Source organism: Streptomyces cyaneofuscatus (assembly GCF_042718795.1).
In the GTDB taxonomy this organism is placed as follows: Bacteria; Actinomycetota; Actinomycetes; order Streptomycetales; family Streptomycetaceae; genus Streptomyces; species Streptomyces cyaneofuscatus_A.
In genome coordinates this window covers 17,788-34,300 of the sequence record NZ_JBHXOX010000049.1, presented here as the reverse complement: position 1 = coordinate 34,300, position 16,513 = coordinate 17,788, and the positions used below count along the sequence as shown (strand labels likewise).

The 16,513-nt window shown below is 71.2% G+C and carries 21 protein-coding genes; 17 read left to right on the top strand and 4 right to left on the bottom strand.

Annotated features, from left to right (window positions below):
* The first annotated feature begins 169 nt into the window (after positions 1-169).
* Both ACFWRT_RS36150 and ACFWRT_RS36145 read left to right on the top strand, forming a co-directional pair.
* Positions 170-460, top strand: coding sequence for a hypothetical protein (locus tag ACFWRT_RS36150; RefSeq protein WP_098016910.1), 291 nt, complete (start codon positions 170-172; stop codon positions 458-460).
* A gap of 116 nt (positions 461-576) precedes the next feature.
* Positions 577-891, top strand: coding sequence for a hypothetical protein (locus tag ACFWRT_RS36145; protein ID WP_380955149.1), 315 nt, complete (start codon positions 577-579; stop codon positions 889-891).
* Here the strand turns inward: ACFWRT_RS36145 and ACFWRT_RS36140 are convergent, their stop codons facing one another.
* On the bottom strand, positions 892-1,317 hold the full coding sequence (locus ACFWRT_RS36140; RefSeq protein ID WP_380955151.1) for a DUF3592 domain-containing protein: 426 nt from the start codon (positions 1,315-1,317) through the stop codon (positions 892-894).
* A 67-nt stretch (positions 1,318-1,384) separates the two neighbouring features.
* Here ACFWRT_RS36140 and ACFWRT_RS36135 point away from each other — a divergent pair, with 67 nt between their 5' ends.
* From ACFWRT_RS36135 to ACFWRT_RS36090, 10 genes are all read left to right on the top strand, one after another.
* Complete coding sequence (locus ACFWRT_RS36135) at positions 1,385-2,014, top strand: hypothetical protein (protein ID WP_380955152.1); 630 nt, start codon at positions 1,385-1,387, stop codon at positions 2,012-2,014.
* A 52-nt stretch (positions 2,015-2,066) separates the two neighbouring features.
* The gene (locus tag ACFWRT_RS36130; protein WP_380955153.1) at positions 2,067-3,179 is read left to right on the top strand and encodes a hypothetical protein; all 1,113 of its coding nucleotides are present in this window, start codon (positions 2,067-2,069) and stop codon (positions 3,177-3,179) included.
* 6 nt (positions 3,180-3,185) lie between these two features.
* Positions 3,186-4,031, top strand: a complete 846-nt coding sequence (locus ACFWRT_RS36125; RefSeq protein WP_380955155.1) for a hypothetical protein — start codon at positions 3,186-3,188, stop codon at positions 4,029-4,031.
* Positions 4,015-6,393: a hypothetical protein gene (locus ACFWRT_RS36120; protein ID WP_380955156.1), complete on the top strand. Its 2,379-nt coding sequence runs from the start codon at positions 4,015-4,017 to the stop codon at positions 6,391-6,393. Before ACFWRT_RS36125 ends, ACFWRT_RS36120 begins: the two co-directional genes overlap by 17 nt.
* Positions 6,390-6,707, top strand: a complete 318-nt coding sequence (locus ACFWRT_RS36115) for a hypothetical protein (RefSeq protein WP_380955157.1) — start codon at positions 6,390-6,392, stop codon at positions 6,705-6,707. Before ACFWRT_RS36120 ends, ACFWRT_RS36115 begins: the two co-directional genes overlap by 4 nt.
* Positions 6,708-6,790: 83 nt before the next feature.
* A complete protein-coding gene (locus ACFWRT_RS36110) occupies positions 6,791-7,432 on the top strand; it encodes a hypothetical protein (protein WP_380955159.1) in 642 nt (213 codons plus the stop codon).
* Positions 7,433-7,762: 330 nt separating this feature from the next.
* Positions 7,763-8,620, top strand: coding sequence for a peptidoglycan-binding protein (locus ACFWRT_RS36105; RefSeq protein ID WP_380955160.1), 858 nt, complete (start codon positions 7,763-7,765; stop codon positions 8,618-8,620).
* A 203-nt stretch (positions 8,621-8,823) separates the two neighbouring features.
* On the top strand, positions 8,824-9,084 hold the full coding sequence (locus tag ACFWRT_RS36100; RefSeq protein WP_380955161.1) for a hypothetical protein: 261 nt from the start codon (positions 8,824-8,826) through the stop codon (positions 9,082-9,084).
* Entirely contained in the window at positions 9,084-9,338 is a 255-nt protein-coding gene (locus tag ACFWRT_RS36095; protein WP_098016948.1) for a hypothetical protein, read from the top strand. The genes ACFWRT_RS36100 and ACFWRT_RS36095 overlap by 1 nt, the downstream gene beginning before the upstream one ends.
* 194 nt (positions 9,339-9,532) lie before the next feature.
* Positions 9,533-9,826 carry a hypothetical protein gene (locus tag ACFWRT_RS36090; RefSeq protein WP_380955162.1) on the top strand — a complete coding sequence of 98 codons (294 nt, stop codon included), beginning with the start codon at positions 9,533-9,535 and terminating at the stop codon, positions 9,824-9,826.
* 279 nt (positions 9,827-10,105) lie between these two features.
* On the opposite strand, the gene ACFWRT_RS36085 is transcribed toward ACFWRT_RS36090, so the two are convergent.
* The 3 genes from ACFWRT_RS36085 to ACFWRT_RS36075 are packed head-to-tail and all read right to left on the bottom strand — an operon-like array spanning position 10,106 to position 11,369.
* Positions 10,106-10,330, bottom strand: coding sequence for a hypothetical protein (locus tag ACFWRT_RS36085; protein WP_380950085.1), 225 nt, complete (start codon positions 10,328-10,330; stop codon positions 10,106-10,108).
* Positions 10,327-11,076 (bottom strand): hypothetical protein, encoded by a 750-nt coding sequence (locus ACFWRT_RS36080; RefSeq protein WP_380950086.1) that lies wholly within the window; start codon positions 11,074-11,076, stop codon positions 10,327-10,329. Before ACFWRT_RS36080 ends, ACFWRT_RS36085 begins: the two co-directional genes overlap by 4 nt.
* On the bottom strand, positions 11,076-11,369 hold the full coding sequence (locus tag ACFWRT_RS36075) for a WhiB family transcriptional regulator (RefSeq protein WP_380950087.1): 294 nt from the start codon (positions 11,367-11,369) through the stop codon (positions 11,076-11,078). Before ACFWRT_RS36075 ends, ACFWRT_RS36080 begins: the two co-directional genes overlap by 1 nt.
* A gap of 207 nt (positions 11,370-11,576) precedes the next feature.
* On the opposite strand from ACFWRT_RS36075, the gene ACFWRT_RS36070 reads away from it, so the two are divergent.
* From ACFWRT_RS36070 to fusA, 5 genes are all read left to right on the top strand, one after another.
* Positions 11,577-12,077, top strand: coding sequence for a helix-turn-helix transcriptional regulator (locus tag ACFWRT_RS36070; protein WP_380950088.1), 501 nt, complete (start codon positions 11,577-11,579; stop codon positions 12,075-12,077).
* A 106-nt stretch (positions 12,078-12,183) separates the two neighbouring features.
* Positions 12,184-13,023 carry a hypothetical protein gene (locus tag ACFWRT_RS36065; protein ID WP_381121421.1) on the top strand — a complete coding sequence of 280 codons (840 nt, stop codon included), beginning with the start codon at positions 12,184-12,186 and terminating at the stop codon, positions 13,021-13,023.
* Between the two features lie 377 nt (positions 13,024-13,400).
* Complete coding sequence (gene rpsL, locus ACFWRT_RS36060) at positions 13,401-13,772, top strand: 30S ribosomal protein S12 (protein ID WP_003948652.1); 372 nt, start codon at positions 13,401-13,403, stop codon at positions 13,770-13,772.
* 2 nt (positions 13,773-13,774) lie between these two features.
* A complete protein-coding gene (rpsG, locus tag ACFWRT_RS36055; RefSeq protein ID WP_003966970.1) occupies positions 13,775-14,245 on the top strand; it encodes a 30S ribosomal protein S7 in 471 nt (156 codons plus the stop codon).
* Between the two features lie 38 nt (positions 14,246-14,283).
* Positions 14,284-16,413: an elongation factor G gene (fusA, locus tag ACFWRT_RS36050; RefSeq protein WP_380950090.1), complete on the top strand. Its 2,130-nt coding sequence runs from the start codon at positions 14,284-14,286 to the stop codon at positions 16,411-16,413.
* Positions 16,414-16,513: the final 100 nt, after the last annotated feature.

Here is a 16,513-nt window from a genome sequence, read left to right as displayed (position 1 = left end):
TCTCTTTCTCCGGTTTTTTTTCTTTTTGTGGTCGTGGGGGGGGGGGGGGGGGGGGGGGGGGGGGGGGGGGGGGGGGGCGCGGGGGGGCCGCGGGCCCCCCCCCACCGCCGTTCCGCCCGTACGCCCTTCCTTTCCCCCGCACTTTCGCCCTTCGTAGAGGAGCCCCTGTATGTCCGGCTTCAACGTCAACGCCGCCCGCGCCCAGCGCCTCGAAGCGCTCGGCCGCGCCTGGACCTTCGAACTCGACGGCGACGTCTTCGAGTTGCCGACCGAACTGACCCGGGCGACCGCCCGCAAGCTGCGCGACCTGGACGACAACGACGTCGACGGTCTGCTGCGGCTGCTGCTCGGTGAGAAGCAGTACGCGCGGTTCGACCAGCGCGAGATCACCATGCAGGACATCGCCGCGATCCTGGAGGCGTACGGCAAGGAGACCGGGCTCGGCCTGGGGGAAGACTGAGCCTCGGCGCGTTCGTCGACGAACACGCCGAGGCCCTTGAGGCGGACCTGCTCCGCCATTACGGCCTCGATCTGCTCGACTGGCACCGCGGCGAGCTGTCGTCCCGGCGGCTCTCGGTGCTGCTCCGGCATCTGCCCCGGGACAGCGCGGTCGCCCGGGAACTGCACGGGGAGGCGGCGGAGTGGTCGGTCTCCGACTACCTGCTGGCCGCGGCGGTGGACCAACTCGCCGAATCCAACTGGATGTTCGCCACGGTGAACCAGGACGAGGACGCGGAGCCGCTGGAGTATCCGGTACCCGTGTCCCGGCCGGGCGCGGAGCCCGCTGCCGAGGAGTCGGGGGAGGGCCCGGAAGCGTCCCCGTCGGCCGGGCGGGCCGGTGGCGAGGAGCAGCCGGACGCGGTGCAGCTCACCCGGTTCTTCGCCCAGTGATCAGTGAATGACGCCGTTCTCGTGGAGCAGGACCAGCACCAGGCCCAGCACCATGGTCAACTCCGCGGCCGCGAGCACCCAGAGGGAGAACCAGGCCTCGGAACGGGCGTCGAGCTCTCGCCGGCTGCGTACGAACCGGTGCGGGTGCCGTGGGTCGTAGACCAGGACGGCTTCCTTCCCCGGTTCTCCCCAACTCCTTCCGCTGAGCGGCGAGACGTAGATGACGCGTCGGCCGGACGGGGGCACGAATTCGAAGCTGGTCGAATACCGGCCTTCGGAGGCCGAGATGGTCCGGCATTTCCCGGTGACCGGCACACCGACTCTTTTCAGATGGCGTCGGAGCCACAGCGGATAAAGGCCGAACCAGACGAGAAATGGCAGCGGGGCCAGCACGCAGACCACCGCTACCCACATCAGTCCTGTCACCCGCCGATGGTCGCATGCCGGGCCGTCGGCAACAAGATCGGACGAGACACAGGAGAGGGAGACCGGGATGGCGAAACCGGATGATTCGGTCCATTACTTCTGGACCAAGAGCGAAGCCGACACCTTCAAAAACAAGTACAACGGGCTGAGCACGACGGTCGAGTACATGAAGGTGGCGCTCGCCGGCCTGTCGATCGGAGCGACTGTCGCGAAGTTCGACTTCACGTACCTGAAAGTGGACGAGAAGGGCATCGTCGTCGGCGGCGTGCAGAAATACACGTGGCCGCACGCGCGCGACGACAAGGGCAAGGCCGAAGCGGCCGAGAAGAAACTGGTCCGGCTCACCGAGCGTGCCGAGCGGGCGGACGACGGGGCGAAGGGCGCGCTGGAGCAGATGAAGCGGCTCAGGGCCCGTATGGACAGCCAGGCGGGCAGCAGGGTGCCCATCAAGGGCTCATGGGCCCTGGAGACGCAGCTCAAGCAGGTGCAACAGCAGCAGCTCGCAGCCGAAAAGGCTTCCAAGAAGGCCCAGGCAGCCTATGTGGAAACGCGCCAGCTGGCTCTCAAGGCGAAGCGGGAGGAGCGGGACGCCGAAAAGGCGGCGGCCGATGCCGCCACCAGCTTCCGAAAAATGCGCGGCGGCGCCCTCAGCACGCGCCAGGATCTGCGTGACCTGGAAAAACAGTTGGCCGGATGAGAAGAAAGCGCCTGTTTCCCGTGACAGTTTCCAGTGAGAGTGAGGGGATGAAATGAGTCTGCAGAGTGCCTTCACCAAGGCGGCGAGCAGCGCCGGCAGGTTCCGCAGCAGCCTCGACCAGGCCAACACCAGCATGGGGCGCATTCGGCAGTCTTCGCGCAATGCGTCGAGCGCCGTCGGTGGCCTGAAAGCGTCGGCCGGTCAGGCGAATACGGCCATGGGCCAGGTCAAGGGCGGGTCCGATCGGGCGGGCGCCTCTCTGGTCAAGCTCCGTACCTCCGCCGCCAACAGCGGCAGCGCCGTCGGGCAGCTGCGCACCGGGCTGCGGAACGCCGACGCGTCGTTGGGCAAGGCGAAGGGCGGCTCCGACAAGCTCAGGGGCGCGCTCGACAAGCTCAAGGGGTCCGCGGACAAGGCCAGGACCGCTCTGCGCGGGGTCAAGCAGCAGTCCGACGCGGTGGAGAAGTCCGTCGGGAAGGCCGGCAAGAACGCCGACAAGGCCGGCAAGACGATGGGCGGCGGGCTCACCAAGGGACTCAAGGGGGCGAGCCTGGCGCAGAAGGGGCTCAACCTCGCCATGGCGGCCAGCCCGTTCGGACTGATCATGACGCTGCTCGCGCCGCTCATCCTGCAGTTCGTGAAGGTCGACAAGATCGTCGCCGTCGTGCAGAAGGGGTTCAAGACCGGGATGGCCGCCATCCGGTCCGCGACCTCCGCCGCGATGAAGGCGATCGGCCCCGTCCTGCGGGGCATCGGCAACCTCCTGCTCGCCCCGTTCCGCGGCTTCGCCACCGCCGTCAACGTCGTCATCGGCGCCCTGAACAGGTTCAAGGTGAGCATCCCGGGCTGGGTGCCCAAGTTCGGCGGCCGGTCGTTCTCGATCAGCCTCCCGACCATCCCGGTCCCGCACCTCGCCAAGGGCGGTGTCGTGCCGGCCCGCAACGGCGGGACCCTGGCCGTGATCGGCGAGGCCGGTGAGTCCGAGGCCGTCATCCCGCTGAGCAAGCTCGACCGGATGATGAGCCCCGGCGCCGGCCGGGCCCAGATCGCCCGGCTCGCCGCCGCCGTCGAACGGCTGGCCGAGCGCCCCGTCCACGTACAGGTGGACTCCCAGACCATCGCCCGCGCCGTCCTCGTCGGGCAGCGCCAGCTCGCCCGGAGGTAGGCAGACATGGCAAGGAACCTCTGGATCGGCAAGCCCGGTCTGCTGCGGGAGATCTCGCAGGCGGCCAAGAGCTGGGACCGCAGCCCGGACCTCAACGTGAGCGAGTTCCGGTCGCTGGAGAGCCAGGTGACGCTGGTCGCCCCGCCCCGGTCGACCCGCCGGATGAAGCTCTCCTTCGAGTGGCTGGAGCCCGAGGACGCCCAGCACCTGGTGCGCCTCGCGCGCCGGATCAGCGGGCCGGGCATGCTCGGGCGCAATGTGTACGCCGGCGGCTCGGTCGTCGTCATCGACCCCGTCTCCGTCAACCTGCTCGACCCGCTCCAGGCGGCGGGGCAGAGCCGGCACGCGCGAGGCGGCGACCACTGGTTCACCGTCGTCGGCGACATCACGTTCCGGCCGTCCGTCGGTGACGTGTTCACCGGAGACTGCAAGGACCCGGCCAGCGCCGTCGGCTGGGTGCACGGCACCTGGACCGGCTGGCCCGTGGCACCGGGCATGGACGTGTCGTGGATGGTCCCGCCGGGATGGGACCCGGCGGTGTGCACCGCCCAGCTCGACTGGAAGGCCCTGGACGGCTCGTACCTCTCGACCACCTCGGTCACCGGAGCCGTCGTCACCGGCACCGCCCCGGCGGAGGCCGCCTTCGTCACCCCGGTCGGGCGGCCCGGCACGACCGGCGCGATCGCGCTGGCCGGGGCCTGCCTGACGATCGGGGAGACTCCGGTCGCGTACGCGCTCGGCGACGGCTGCCCGCCGATGGCGGTCACCGGCCTGACCGACGCACCCGCGCCCCGGCTGCCCTACCGGAACATCGGAATCGACCTTGTGGAGGTGCGTGGTGCAGTCAACTGACGAGAACCTGGACGCCGCGCTCGCCGCCCCGGAACGGGTGCCCGTGCACGCGACCCGGCTCGGCGGCACGGAGCTCGGCGAGCAGGTGCAGTCCTGGAAGGTGGAACGCGCGTACAACACCGACCTGCCGGAGGCGGTGCGCGCGGTGTCCGGCAGCTCATCGGCCCAGCTGGAACTCCAGCTCGGCGGGGCCGGCGGCGAACACGCGCCGCGCCTCTACTCGGCGTGGGCCGACCGGTCCACCGGTGACGCGGTGCGCCCCGGCCAGTCCGTGGTCCACGCCGCCGGGGTGGCCGGCCGGACCCTGCCCGCCTTCCGGGGTACGGTCCGCTCCCGCTCGGCGGCCTCCGGCAGCGACACGGTCACCGTCCAGGCGCTGGACGGCGCCGAGCGGCTGCGCGGCCCGGCCTCGCTGCCGCGTCCGTACCACGGCTTCTACTACGGCCGCCCGGTCGCCACCGCCACCTGGTGCGTGGACGAACTCCTGCGCCAGGGCGGCATCCACACCTGCCCGCCGCCGCGCGCCCCGCTCGCCGACACGGCGGACGTGGCGCCGTTCACGGTGCTGTACGCCTCCCTGCACGGCGGGTTCAACGCGACCTACGGGCAGCCGGAGGTGCTGCCCAGCAGTGCGTCGTACCGGTGGATCCGGGACGGCGCGCCCTTCGAGATGGCGCTGATGCCCGAGCAGCCGGGGCTGCGCGCGTCCTGGATGCCGCGCTCGCGGTTCGTGCTGCCGGGCAAGGTCTTCCAGGTCGAGGCTTGGGTCAACACGGCGCTGGCGAAGGGCAGCACGGTCGAGATGAAGACCGTCTTCGACCGCAGCGGCGGCGCCGCCGGCTATCTGAGCGCGAAGTTCGACATCTCGACGGGGACCGTGCAGATCGCGTCGGGGACGGTCGACGGCGGCTGGTGGTACTTCACCTGGACGTTCCCCAAGCTGGCCGCCCTGCGCGGCAGCTGGCACCTGGGCTTCATGGTCGACACCCGGAGCAACGGCGCCACCGTGCTGCCGGTGGTCCAGCCCCGCCTCACCGCGCCGGACGGCTCGTACCACGTCGGGGGCCTGGGGACCTTCGTCGAGTCGGTGGCCGCCCATCCGCGCTCCGAGCTCCAGCAGATCGACCTGGTCTCCGACATGGCGGTGGAGTGCCTCCAGGTCACCGACCGGGTGTGGGCGGACACCGCCACCTATCCGCGCGAGGAGTGGGAGCAGAAGGACCAGTGGCGCAAGGGCGCGGAGCTGGACGAGGCGGCGCTGCCGCTGTTCGACATCCCCGCCGTCTCCGGCTCCCAGTGGGACGCCATCACGGAGATCGCCCGCGCGTCGATGTCCACGGCCGAATTCGACGAGCAGGGCGTCTTCCGCTGGCGCGGCCCGTCGCGGTTCAGCCGGATGCCGGCCGCCCCGGACGCCACCGTCACCACGGTCCGGGACATCTCCGCCCTCACCGTCAGCGAGGAGATCGACGCCTGCCGCAACCACTGCGAGCAGCCGTACCAGGACTGGACGGGCATCACCCTCCTCCACGGCGAGCCACAGACCGACACCCTGATCCGGGAGCTCAAGCCCGGCATACCGCAGGAGGTCTCGTACGCGATCGCCGACGACGAGAGCGACATCGGCCCGCTGTCGATCGTGGACGACACGCCCGCGTCGACCGCCAGTCACCGGGTACGGTTCGGCAGTACGGCGACGGGCGGTACGGCGGTGAAGGGCCAGGTCACCGTGAGTTCCCGACGCGAGGGGCCGGCGTACATCGTCCGGTTCACGAACACCGGGACGACCAGCGTGTGGACGGTCACCAAGGACGGCAAGCCCTCGGTGCAGATCGACCCGCTCAAGCGGTCGGCCGACCCGAAGCAGCGCGTCTGGGCGCGCTGGAGCCCGGCGAGCCAGGAGTTCTACGGCAAGCAGCAGTACCACGCGCCCGCCTCGGACTGGGTGCAGTCCGCGACCGTGGCGTACACCCTGGCCCAGACCATGCTCGACGCCGGGCGGTACCCGGTGCCGGTGCTCGGCGAGGTCGAGGTGCTGCACGACCCCCGGCTCCAACTGGGCGATGTCGTCCGGGTGATGGACACGGCCGGGGCGAAGCTGGACACCCTCGCGTGGGTCGTCGGCATGCGCACCACCTGCGCGGCGGGGTCCGCCCCCCAGCAGGTCCTCGTCCTGCGCGGGACCGGCTACAACGGGGTGCCGGCCGACGCGGGACTGGTGCCGGACGCGCCGCTGGACCCGGGGTACGGGCGGCTTCGTACGTACCAGATGGTGACGGCGCAGTACGCGCAGTTCGCCGACCTGACGGCGGAGCAGCTCACGTACCGGACGCTCGTGGAGACGCTGGGAGGTGTGGCATGAGTACGGACCACCCGGTCGCTGCGGGCGCGGACCACCCGGCGGACGTGGGCGCGGACCACTTGGCGGACGCCGGCGCGGAACACCCGGCGGACGCGGGTGCGAACGCTGACGCGGATGCGGGCGCGGCGCTCGGTGCCGGCGGCCCGACCGCGGCGGACGGCGCCGGCGCGGGGGCGGGCCTGCCCGCAGGTGCCCCCTGGGAGCCGCCGCCGGACGCCCCGGCGCCCGTTCCGGTGCCGATCGACGACCCGGCCACGCGGGAGGGGGACGGCGGAATGCCGCCGGACACGCTGCCCCCGCCCATCGGCGGCTGACCGCCGCACCCTTGTGACAGCAGGCCGGCGCCCCTCGGGGGCGCCGGCCTTTTCCGTACCCCGACTTCCCGGAGGGCTCTCCCATGGTCCAGCTCACCCCGCTCAGCAATCTCCCCTACCCGCAGCCCACCGACGCCGCGAACGTGCCGCTGCACGTCCAGTCCCTCGCCCAGGCCCTCGACGGCCGGACGGTGCTGCGGCTGGCCACCACGGTCGCGCTCACCTCCGTGGCCTCGCCGGTGACGGGCATGCTCGCCTGGGTCACCAACCCCGGCCGGTACTACTTCTACACGGGCAGCTACTGGCACCCGGTCCTTCCCAGCCCGGTCCTGAAGCTGAATGCCGTCGCCGGTACGACGACGTCGGCCACGTACGCCGAGGCTCTGACGGGCTCCACGGGCGACACGATGGTCGCCGCGTTCACCGCACCCCCGTCCGGCACGGTGATCATCACCGTCGGCGCGCGGGTCAGCTCCAGTGTCGCCACCGCGAGCGGCCTGATGTCGGTCACGGTCAAGCAGGGCACGACGGTCACCTCGGCCACGGCCGACACCCGCGCCGCCATCTCCGTCGGGACCGCGCAGAACTCCGTGTCGACCGTGTTCCAGATCAGCGGTCTGACCGGTGGGGTCGCCTACACCGCCACCCCGGCCTACCGGTCCTCGGCGACCACCAGCACCGCGACGTTCGCGAACCGGTTCCTGCGGGTCGACCCGGTGCACTGAACCGGCGCGCCGATCCGGCGCCGAACCGCCGGATGCCCACCCGCTCCGGCTCCGGCTCCGTCCTGCCCGGTCCCGTTCCGTACCGTCCGGTCCCGCCCCGCCCCGGTCCGTCGTTCTCCGCGACGGGCCGGGGCGGTCGCGGTCGTACCGGCTCCGGACGCCTCCAGCGGATTCCGGACGGCCGACTCCGATTTCGGACGGTCGACTCCGATTTCGGGCGTTCGACTCCGGTTCCGGACGGTCGACTCCGATTCCGGGCGATTCGACTCCGGTTCCGCCCCCCGGTCCGTGCCGACACCGGCCGGACCCGATCCGAAGAGGAGACCACCCATGGCGGCACCCCTGACCGCCGACGCCTTCGCCCGCGCCCTCCGCGCCGAAGGGGTCCGTATCACCGAACACGCCGGCTGGCACGGCCACAACCGCAACCACAAGGGCGCCTGGGGGCCGGTCCACGGTGTGATGCTCCATCACACGGCCGGCACCAGCAGCGTCGGCTACTGCCGCCGGGGCGCCCCCGAGCTCCCCGGCCCGCTGTGCGTCGGCGTCGTCACGAAGGACGGCGTGGTGCACCTGGTCGGCTACGGCCGTACCAACCACGCCGGCAGCGGCAGTTCCGCGGTGCTGGCCGCCGTACGCGAGGAGCTGCCGCTGCCCGCGCCCGGTCCGGACGCCGTCGACGGCAACGCCCGTTTCTACGGGTTCGAGATCGAGAACCTCGGCTCCGGCCGCGACCCCTACCCGGCAGCCCAGCTCGACGCCGTGGAGCGGCTCTCGGCCGCGCTGTGCCGGGTGCACGGCTGGTCGGCGGCGAGCGTGATCGGCCACAAGGAGTGGACCCGGCGCAAGATCGATCCGTCGTTCTCCATGGCCGGGATGCGGAGCCGGATCGCCGGGCGGCTCGGCGGGCACCCCGTCACGGACTCGCCTCCCGCGCCGGTGTACGCGCCGTTCCCCGGCGGGTCCTTCTTCGTCCCCGGCCACCGGGACCCGCTCTTCACCGCCGTGGGCAAGCGACTGGTCGCAGAGGGCTGCGGCCGGTACTCCGTCGGTCCGGGTCCGGTCTGGGGCGCCGCCGACCGCAACTCCTACGCGGCCTGGCAGCGCAAGCTCGGCTACCGCGGTACGGACGCGGACGGCACGCCGGGGCGGGACAGCTGGCAGCGGCTCCGCGTCCCCCGGTCGTGAAAGGGCTGGGTCGCGGACGGACACCCGACGGACACCCGACGGAGACCCGGGCGTGGACGAAGGGACGGAATCAGCGAGAAATTCAGCCAGAGATGGCGATAGACATTCCGACCGAAATACGAACAAAGGTTCGGGGTGAGATCCCGACAGGGACCCCGACAGGGACCTCGACAGGCACTCCGACAGAGACGAACAGGAAGACGATGACCGATCCGACCCGCCGTGCGCTGCGCACGTTCGCCCAGGTCTGCTGCGCGCTGCTCGCTGCGGCTCCGCTGCTGGCCGGGGAACCGGCCGTACAGGACCTCCCCGTCCTGGCGGGTGCCGCCGCGCTCGCGGCCGCTCTCAGCCGTGCCATGTCGGCGCCCGCCGTGCAGCGGCTGTTGCCGCCGTGGCTGCGCCTGCCCGCCGGGCGACCGCCGGCGCCGGGGAGGCCGGCCGAGGAAGAGGAGGTCCACCCATGATGCGGGAGCACGAGGAGAGAGGCGTGGCGGTGGAACTTGAGCGCCTGCGGCGCTCGGTGGACGTCGGATTCGCCACCACGCGAGGTGATCTGGCGCTGCTGCTGCAGCGCGCGGACCAGACGGACAAGGTGCTCGGCGAGCATGAGGAGCGGCTGGACGCGCTGGAGCGCACCCGCTGGCCCCTGCCGTCGCTGGCCGCACTCACCTCCTGTGTGGCACTGGTCCTGGCCCTGTGGCAGGCGGGCGCTCGCTGACCGCTGGACGTCCCGAGCAGGCGATCGCGCGAGCACGCAACCAATGTGGCGACATCCGGCGGGCCGGGGCGTGTGGGGCCCGTGAGGCTCCGCGCTCTCCGGCGCCGCTGCGCTACGCTGCGATTCATCGAACGCATATTCGATAACGGGGCGGTTCTGGAGCGTGGACGCCTGACGGACGAAGGGGAGGTGCGATGGTCAGCGGTGCGGGAGACCGGCTTACCGATGTGGTGGCCGCGGTCGTCGAGGTGGCGGCCGAGGCGGGGGAGGCAGGGACGTACACCGTGGAGACGGCCCGGGCGATGGCGGCGGTACTGAACAAGGTCGCTGTACGGGTGGTCATCGACGCGGAGGTGCGCGGCTTCTCCAGCGGCTGGCGCGAGGCCATGGAGCTGGTGGCCGGCGACGGCACCGGTGCGGCCCGCGCGGCCCGGCTCCCCGGACCCGACGGCGACCTCGGCCCACGACCCGGTCCGGGGGACCGCTGAGCACCGCCCGGCACCGCCCGGAACGTCCGCCCCCCCGCTGCCCCGATCGCGTCGGCCCGTCGACACGTGTACGCCCGTCGACCCGTCCCGTGACGCCTGCACGGACCCGGGTCCCGCACGCCTGCCGCGCGCACGGACCCGGGTCCCGCACGCCTGCCGCGCGCACGGACCCGGGTCCCGCACGCCTGCCGCGCGTACGGACACCGGTCCGTCGCACCGACCGTGTACGAACGAGGCGGCCGCACCCATCACGGGTGCGGCCGCCTCGTTTTCGTGCGTTCAGGGGCGGTTGCGCACGTCGCCCACCCGTTCCGGGCGCCCCCGCGCACCGCGCTCGGCGGCGAAGACGTCCTCCAGCCGGAAGAGCTGGGCCCGGCCCTGCCGGCCTGCGGGCGTGAGACGGCCCAGCTGGACCCACTTGCGGATCGTCGCCGGCGCCACGGCCGCCTCCTGGGCGGCGAGGGCGCCGGTGATCAGCGGACGCGTTCCCGTGCTGGTGCTCATCGGTCCCGGCCTCCCGTCGTGGTGGGCGCGCTTTCGTCGAGCGCCGCCCCGATCTCGCCCGGGTCCGCGCCGCCCGCACCGGCCAGCGCGGTCCAGGTGTCCTCGTACCAGACGTGCCGGAAGGCCGGGTCCGTACGGCAGTCGCACTGCGCGGCCGTGCAGCGGCACGCCGGGTTGACGCAGAGCACGGCCCGCCTGGCGGGGAAGGCGCGCAGCGATACGGAGTCGCACCAGGGGCACCGGCCGCTCACCCGGGCCATGGGCTCGGTGTCGCCGAGGGCGCGCCCGCAGCGCCGCGCCATCCGTCGCAGTTCGTCCTTCACATGGGCGGCGAGCAGGGGCTCCACGGCGATCGGGCCGAGGAGCCGGCGGATACGGAGAAGACGTTGCGGCACGGTCGCGTGGCGCGGCCGCCCCAGCCCCAGCTTGTCGTGGACGGCTTCGTCGAGTTCCACGACGCCGTCGCTGATGTCGCGCAGCGCGTCGGAGACGTGCAGGCGCAGGGGTGCGGCCGTGTGGCCGGGAGCGGTGAGGCCGTGCGCCTGTTCGACGGCGAGCGCCTCGCGGCGCTCCTCGCGGATACGGGTGTCGCGGGCGGCCAGGTGCGCGGGGGTGGGCTCGGGCCGGTCGGCCGGGCGGCCGCGGGTGCCGGGGGCCAGCTCGACCAGGAGCTCCGGATACTGGCGGACCAGCAGGTCGAGCCAGAGGGCGGTGTCGTCGGCCGGTGCGGACGTGGTGGGTGGCATCAGCGTTCCCCTCGGTGCTGGGCGGTGTGCGCGGCGCGGGTGGTGACAGGGCGTCCGTTACGCCAGAGCCGGCCGGCGCTCACGCCGTCGAACCAGCTGTCGGCGGGCGCCACGGTCTCCTCGCACCGGCGCAGAACAGGACAGCGTGCACAGGCGCGCAGCGCGGGCGCGGCGTCCCTCTCCCGGCGGGCGAAGACGATCTGCGGCGGCATTCCGGAGCAGGCGGCGGCCGAGCGCCACCACGAGGAGTCCGGCCCGTCCGCGTCGTCGGGCTGCGGGGTTAATGAGGTCATGACGGCACCCTGGCATGTTGCGAGCGAGCACGCAACATAATTCCCGATCCATGGACGCGCGGTGACGGCCGGGGCGGCGACCCCCGCATCCGGCCGGAACGGCGGCCCGCATCCGAACAGAACCCACACATCGAGTTGCTTACGCGCACGTAATTCTGTGCGCGCAAGCGCGCTACGCTGTGGCTGCTTCGGAGGGAGGCCGACGTCATGACCATGAGTGAGCTGGAGCGGTTCGCGAGCTGGGTCGAGGACCTGATCCGGCAGCGTGGCTACGACATCGACAGCCCGCGCGGCGGGGGCAAGTCGCGTCTCGCCGACGAGGCGGGCGTGCACCGCGCGGCCATCACCCGGCTGCTCCAGGGTCAGAGCATGCCGGACCTGGAGACGACCCGGCGGCTGGCGCACGTCCTGCGCGTCCCGGTGCGCGACATGCTGATCCGCTCGGGCCGGCTCTCCGAGGAGGACCTGCCGCTGCCGGACCTCGGAGGCGGTGAGCTCGACGCCGTCGCCCCGCCCCGCCGGCTGACCCTGGAGGAGGCCGCCGCCGGGCTCGGCGTCCCGCGCGAGCAGTGGGACATGTTCATCAGGGTCGCGGGGCAGTTCCTCCCGGCAGGGGCGGACGCGGACTCCGCACGGGGCTCGGCCGACTCCGCAGGGGGCTCGGCCGACCGCGGCTCGGCCGCGGCGAAGGGTGCCGGGCAGGGCTGACCGGGCCTCCGCAAAGGGCTGACCGGACCTCCGTACACGCGTGGCCAGTATGATTTTCTGGCCTGTCCCCCCATCCGTGCAGGCTCCATGCCATTCGGTGCGACCGATGGGACGTGAAAGTGGGCGGTGCATGGTCGAGGGTGACGAGCGCACCCGTCCGGCGCGCGCCTCGCCCGGTGAGCGCGGCCGACGGGCCGATCGCGGGAACGGAACGGGCCGGGCCGTGCCCCCCGAGCCGGAGGAGACGGATCCGCCCGCCGGCGAGGTTCCGGGGGGACGCGGCGTCGGCCCGGAACCGGCCGAGCCGCCCGACGGCATCTCCGCCCTGCTCGCCGCACTCGGCGCCCATCTGGAACGCCACTCCCCGGCCGACGTCGTGGTCCTGCTGCGCTCGGAGCTGGAGCGGCGCGAGTTCCTGGCGTACGCGAACGGCTGGCGTGACGCCGCCGACCGGTACGAGCCCGCTCTGGAGCAGGCGCGACGCATTGCCGGGAGCCGCAGACTGAGGCTCGTCGGCCCCACTCCAGGCCAGGCCGCCGTCATCCCGTTCCCGCAGGACGCGCCCCTCTCCGCCGCCGAGGAGGGCACACCGGCGGCCACGCCCGCTCCGGCGCGGCGCGCGCCCGGCACCGCGACAGCGGCGGCGGCCGAGCCGGCCGGAGCGGAGGCACACGCCGGGCCGGGCGCCGACGACGTACGGGGGCACCCCGACACCGACGAGGTACGAGCACACCAGGACGCCCCTGCCGCACCGGCGCGGTCCGTAGCACCGCCGGGCCCCGGGCTGGTGGCGAAGAACCGGAACTCCAGGGCGCCGACCATCCCGCGGCTGGCCGTGCGCCGACCCGGCCGCCCCGATCCCCGGGGCCAGGCGCCGCGTCCGGAGCCAGCTGACCGGGAGGACCAGGAGACCTGCCGGGGACCCGGTCCCGGCCGCCGTCAGTGACGGCGTGGGCCCGGCTCCGGGAGGGCGCCCGCGCACCGCTTCCAAGCCGCCTGTTCGCCGGAACCCGGCAGGACCCGACCCACCCCCTGCCGGGCGCCGCGCCCCGTCCGCCGTGGCCGGCGACCCCGGTGCGCCGGGGTGGACAGCATTTGTTTTGACCCAGGTCCGTGAGGTAGGTACGCTCAAGCCTTGTGCCTGGGGTGTGCCTGGGCTCCGGTGCGTGTCCTCAGCCGCATCGCGAGCTCGTCAGTAGCCACCGCAATCTGCGCCCCTTCTGCCCCCAGGGCGGGAGTCCGCAGTATTCGACACACCCGACCGCGTGGGTCGGCGATGTTCCAGGTTAGTTTCACGAACGGCACACAGAAACCGGAGAAGTAGTGCCTACGATCCAGCAGCTGGTCCGGAAGGGCCGGCAGGACAAGGTCGAGAAGAACAAGACGCCCGCGCTCGAGGGTTCGCCCCAGCGTCGCGGCGTCTGCACGCGTGTGTTCACGACCACCCCGAAGAAGCCGAACTCGGCGCTCCGTAAGGTCGCGCGTGTGCGTCTGACCTCCGGCATCGAGGTCACGGCCTACATCCCGGGTGAGGGACACAACCTGCAGGAGCACTCCATCGTGCTCGTGCGTGGTGGCCGTGTGAAGGACCTGCCGGGTGTTCGTTACAAGATCATCCGCGGCTCCCTTGACACCCAGGGTGTCAAGAACCGCAAGCAGGCCCGCAGCCGCTACGGCGCCAAGAAGGAGAAGTAAGAATGCCTCGTAAGGGCCCCGCCCCGAAGCGCCCGGTCATCATCGACCCGGTCTACAGCTCTCCTCTTGTCACGTCGCTGATCAACAAGATCCTCCTCGACGGCAAGCGTTCCACCGCCGAGCGGATCGTGTACGGCGCCATGGAAGGCCTCCGCGAGAAGACCGGCAACGACCCGGTCATCACGCTGAAGCGCGCGCTTGAGAACGTCAAGCCCTCGCTCGAGGTCAAGTCCCGCCGTGTCGGTGGCGCCACCTACCAGGTGCCGATCGAGGTCAAGCCCGGTCGCGCGTCCACCCTCGCTCTGCGCTGGCTCGTCGGTTACTCCCGCGCCCGCCGCGAGAAGACCATGACCGAGCGCCTCATGAACGAACTGCTCGACGCCTCCAACGGCCTCGGCGCTTCGGTCAAGAAGCGTGAGGACACCCACAAGATGGCCGAGTCCAACAAGGCCTTCGCGCACTACCGCTGGTAGTCGCTACCCCCATCGAGACCGAGAGAAGATTGAGCCTCATGGCCACCACTTCGCTTGACCTGGCCAAGGTCCGCAACATTGGGATCATGGCCCACATCGACGCGGGGAAGACGACCACCACTGAGCGGATCCTCTTCTACACCGGTGTGAGCTACAAGATCGGTGAAGTCCACGACGGCGCTGCCACGATGGACTGGATGGAGCAGGAGCAGGAGCGCGGCATCACGATCACGTCCGCCGCGACGACCTGTCACTGGCCGCTCAACGATGTTGACCACACCATCAACATCATCGACACCCCGGGTCACGTCGACTTCACCGTCGAGGTGGAGCGTTCGCTCCGCGTCCTCGACGGCGCCGTCACCGTGTTCGACGGTGTGGCCGGCGTCGAGCCGCAGTCCGAGACCGTCTGGCGTCAGGCGGACCGCTACGGCGTGCCGCGTATCTGCTTCGTCAACAAGCTCGACCGCACCGGTGCCGACTTCTTCCGTTGCGTCCAGATGATCATCGACCGCCTCGGCGCGACCCCGATCGTCATGCAGCTCCCCATCGGCGCCGAAGCGGACTTCACCGGCGTCGTCGACCTCGTGTCGATGAAGGCCTTCGTGTACCCCGAAGAGGCCGCCAAGGGCGAGATGTACAACGTCGTCGACATCCCGGAGAACCTCCAGGAGTCCGCCGCCGAGTGGCGCGGAAAGCTCCTCGAGGCCGTCGCCGAGAACGACGACGCCATGATGGAGCTGTACCTGGAGGGCAACGAGCCTACCCAGGACCAGCTGCACGAGGCGATCCGCCGCATCACCCTGGCCTCCAAGGGCAGCGCCGACTCCGTCACGGTCACCCCGGTGTTCTGTGGCACCGCGTTCAAGAACAAGGGCGTCCAGCCCCTGCTCGACGCGGTCGTGCGCTACCTGCCTTCCCCCCTGGACGTCGAGGCCATCGAGGGCCACGACGTGAAGGACCCGGAGAAGGTCATCTCCCGCAAGCCCTCGGACGACGAGCCGTTCTCCGGCCTGGCGTTCAAGATCGCGAGCGACCCGCACCTGGGCAAGCTCACCTTCGTCCGGATCTACTCCGGTCGCCTGGAGGCCGGCACCGCGGTGCTGAACTCCGTCAAGGGCAAGAAGGAGCGCATCGGCAAGATCTACCGCATGCACGCGAACAAGCGTGAGGAGATCGCGTCGGTGGGCGCCGGCGACATCATCGCCGTCATGGGCCTGAAGCAGACCACCACCGGTGAGACGCTGTGTGACGACAAGAACCCGGTCATCCTGGAGTCCATGGACTTCCCGGCGCCGGTCATTCAGGTCGCCATCGAGCCCAAGTCCAAGGGTGACCAGGAGAAGCTGGGTGTCGCCATCCAGCGCCTCTCGGAGGAGGACCCCTCCTTCCAGGTGCACTCCGACGAGGAGACCGGCCAGACCATCATCGGTGGTATGGGCGAGCTTCACCTCGAGGTGCTCGTCGACCGCATGAAGCGCGAGTTCCGCGTCGAGGCGAACGTCGGCAAGCCCCAGGTCGCGTACCGCGAGACGATCCGCAAGGCCGTCGAGCGCATCGACTACACGCACAAGAAGCAGACTGGTGGTACCGGCCAGTTCGCGAAGGTGCAGATCGCCCTCGAGCCCATCGAGGGTGGCGACGCCTCCTACGAGTTCGTCAACAAGGTCACCGGTGGCCGCATCCCCCGTGAGTACATTCCCTCGGTGGACGCGGGTGCTCAGGAAGCCATGCAGTTCGGCATCCTGGCCGGTTACGAGATGGTCGGCGTCCGCGTCACCCTTCTCGACGGTGGTTACCACGAGGTCGACTCCTCGGAGCTCGCCTTCAAGATCGCCGGTTCGCAGGCGTTCAAGGAGGGTGCCCGCAAGGCCTCTCCCGTGCTCCTTGAGCCGATGATGGCCGTCGAGGTCACCACGCCCGAGGACTACATGGGCGATGTCATCGGCGACCTCAACTCCCGCCGTGGCCAGATCCAGGCCATGGAGGAGCGCAGCGGCGCTCGCGTCGTGAAGGGCCTCGTGCCCCTCTCGGAGATGTTCGGCTACGTCGGAGACCTCCGCAGCAAGACCTCGGGTCGCGCAAGCTACTCGATGCAGTTCGACTCCTACGCCGAGGTTCCGCGGAACGTCGCCGAGGAGATCATCGCGAAGGCCAAGGGCGAGTAACTCTCCCGAGCTCACGCTTTAGGCTTGTCACCGGAGCCGGGCGGGCATACGGCACAGCGCGCGAGCACTGTGCCGTATGCCCCCGGCACCGGCACCCCAG